General features: G+C 71.2%; 3 protein-coding genes. All 3 read left to right on the forward strand.

The genetic code is table 11. The features are described 5' to 3' along the window. A partial coding sequence (locus tag VB059_RS13945) for a TadE/TadG family type IV pilus assembly protein (protein WP_323422579.1) occupies nucleotides 1–417 on the forward strand: 417 nt, incomplete at its 5' end. Beyond that, nucleotides 417–836 (forward strand): TadE/TadG family type IV pilus assembly protein, encoded by a 420-nt coding sequence (locus tag VB059_RS13950; RefSeq protein WP_323422580.1) that lies wholly within the window; start codon nucleotides 417–419, stop codon nucleotides 834–836. The genes VB059_RS13945 and VB059_RS13950, both read left to right, overlap by 1 nt. Beyond that, on the forward strand, nucleotides 833–2,210 hold a 1,378-nt coding region (locus VB059_RS13955; protein ID WP_323422581.1), incomplete at its 3' end, for a LysM peptidoglycan-binding domain-containing protein. The genes VB059_RS13950 and VB059_RS13955, both read left to right, overlap by 4 nt.

Genomic DNA, 2,210 nt, shown 5'->3' on the forward strand with positions numbered 1-2,210 from the left:
GCGGCCGCCGATGAGCGGGGTTCCGCGGCGATCGAACTGGTCCTGTTGGTGCCGGCGCTCATGCTCCTGCTGCTGTTCGCCGTGGCCGGCGGGCGGGTGGCCATGGCCCACGGCAGCGTCCAGCAGGCAGCCGCGGACGCCGCACGCGCGGCGTCCATCGCCCGCACTGCTGGCGCCGCCCAGACGTCGGCGGTGGCGGCGGCACGCGCCACCCTCGCCAACCAGGGGCTGGCTTGCGCGTCGATGACGGTCACCCTCGACACCTCGGGGTTCGCCACACCCGTGGGCACGCCCGCCAACGTCGCGGCGACGGTGAGCTGCACGGTGGAACTGTCGGAGCTGGCACTGCCGGGCCTCCCGGACCGGGTCGTCAGCGCGACGGTCACGAGTCCGCTCGATGTGTTCAGGGGGCGATGATGAGGCATCGCGATGAACGAGGCTCGGTCACGGTGTGGGGCGTGCTGATCGCCCTGATCCTCACTCTCGTGATCGGCATCACCGTCGACCTCACCGGACAGGTCAACGCCCAACAGAGGGCTCACGACCTGGCCCAGCAGGCGGGGCGAACGGCCGCGAACCAGGTGCAGGCCAGCCAGATCATGCGCGGCCAGTCCCCGCAGATCGACACCGCCGCCGCCCGCACGGCCGCAGCGGCCTACCTCCATGCCGCCGGCGTCGACGGCAGCGTCAGCATCACCGGACCGACCACCTTGTCGGTGCACGTCACGATCGTCTACCAGCCGAAGTTCCTCGGGACCGCAGGCATCGGGCCGAAGACGGTCAGCGGCGACGCCACCATCCTGCTGTCGCGCGTCGTGAACGGAGCTCCCCGATGAACCCACCGCCTCGTCACCCTCGTCTGGTCGGACTTGCTGCCTTCGTCGCGCTCGTTGCCCTCCTCGTGGGGCTTCCTGCGGTGTTGCTGGCCCTCGGGTGGGGGCCGACTCCGTCCGGCCTGGACGGGTGGTGGGCGGCGCTCACGAGTCCGGATGACGGTCACCTGACGGTGCTGATCTTGAAAGGCGCGGCCTGGGTTGTGTGGGGACTGCTTGCCCTCACGATCCTCACGGAGACAATCGCAGCCATCCGGGGCCTGGAGGCACCCAAGTCGCCCGGGCTACGGTGGTCGCAGGCGCCGGCCCGCCGGCTCGTGACAGCAGCGCTGCTCCTGTTCATCGCGGTGCCCGCCACGGGGATCGAGACTGCATCCGCGACCCCGGACAGCCCGAGCCCTGTGGCCACAGCAACGTCCACCGTGATCCCGGGGCCGTCAGCGTCCGCGGGAACGCCGTCCAGAGCCACCGCGCTCGTCGAGACCGCCCCCGACCCCCTCACGCACACGGTCAAACGAGGTGAAACCCTGTGGTCGATCGCTGAGCACCACTTGGGGTCCGGGAGCCGCTACCACGAGATCCTCAAGCTCAACAACGATCTCCTCCGGGGCAAGGCACAGTTCCTCAGACCCGGCTGGGTGCTCACCCTGCCCGCAGCGGCGCAGGTCAACGCCGGACAGGACACGGCAACGTCCGACCGCGCACACTCCCTATACACAGTGGTCAAGGGCGACACGCTGAGCGAGATCGCCCAGCAGCACCTCGACGACGCAGAGGCGTGGCCACGGATCTTCGAGGCCTCAAGGGGGATTCGGCAGCCGGACGGCCGTCGCCTGACCGACCCGGACCTCATCCTCCCCGGCTGGCAGCTTCTTATCCCGGCCGCTGCGGAGGCCACGCCCGAGCCGTCAACCTCCGTAGATCCCGATCGAGGCGAGCCGACACCCCAAGACTCGTCGCCGCCGCCGGACGCCTCCGCTCCGCCCGTGACCGCAACGCCGACCCCGGTGGTCGAGACGTCGCCTGCGACCGGCGGGGTCGTCCCTGTACCCGTCGCCCCATCGAGCGCCCCGGCGGCGCCCTCGCCGTCTGTCTCGGCGACGGTGGCCTCGGACGCGAGCAGCGACGAGAAGCCTGTGAGTGCGGCGTCCGATCGGGTCGCCGAGGCGCCGGCCCCGTGGTTGCTGGTCGGGCTCACCGGTGCGGGTGGGGTCCTCGCTGCTGGGCTGTTGGCCGCCCTGCGTCAGCGCCGGAGGGCTCAGTTCCGTGCCCGTCGGCCGGGGCGGACGATCCAGGCGCCGCCGCCGGAACTGGTTCCGGTGGAGAAGACCGTGATGACGGAGGGGCAGGCCGCGACGCCCGACTTGCTGGCGATCG

The organism is Raineyella sp., assembly GCF_034933565.1.
Classification (GTDB): Bacteria; Actinomycetota; Actinomycetes; order Propionibacteriales; family Propionibacteriaceae; genus Raineyella.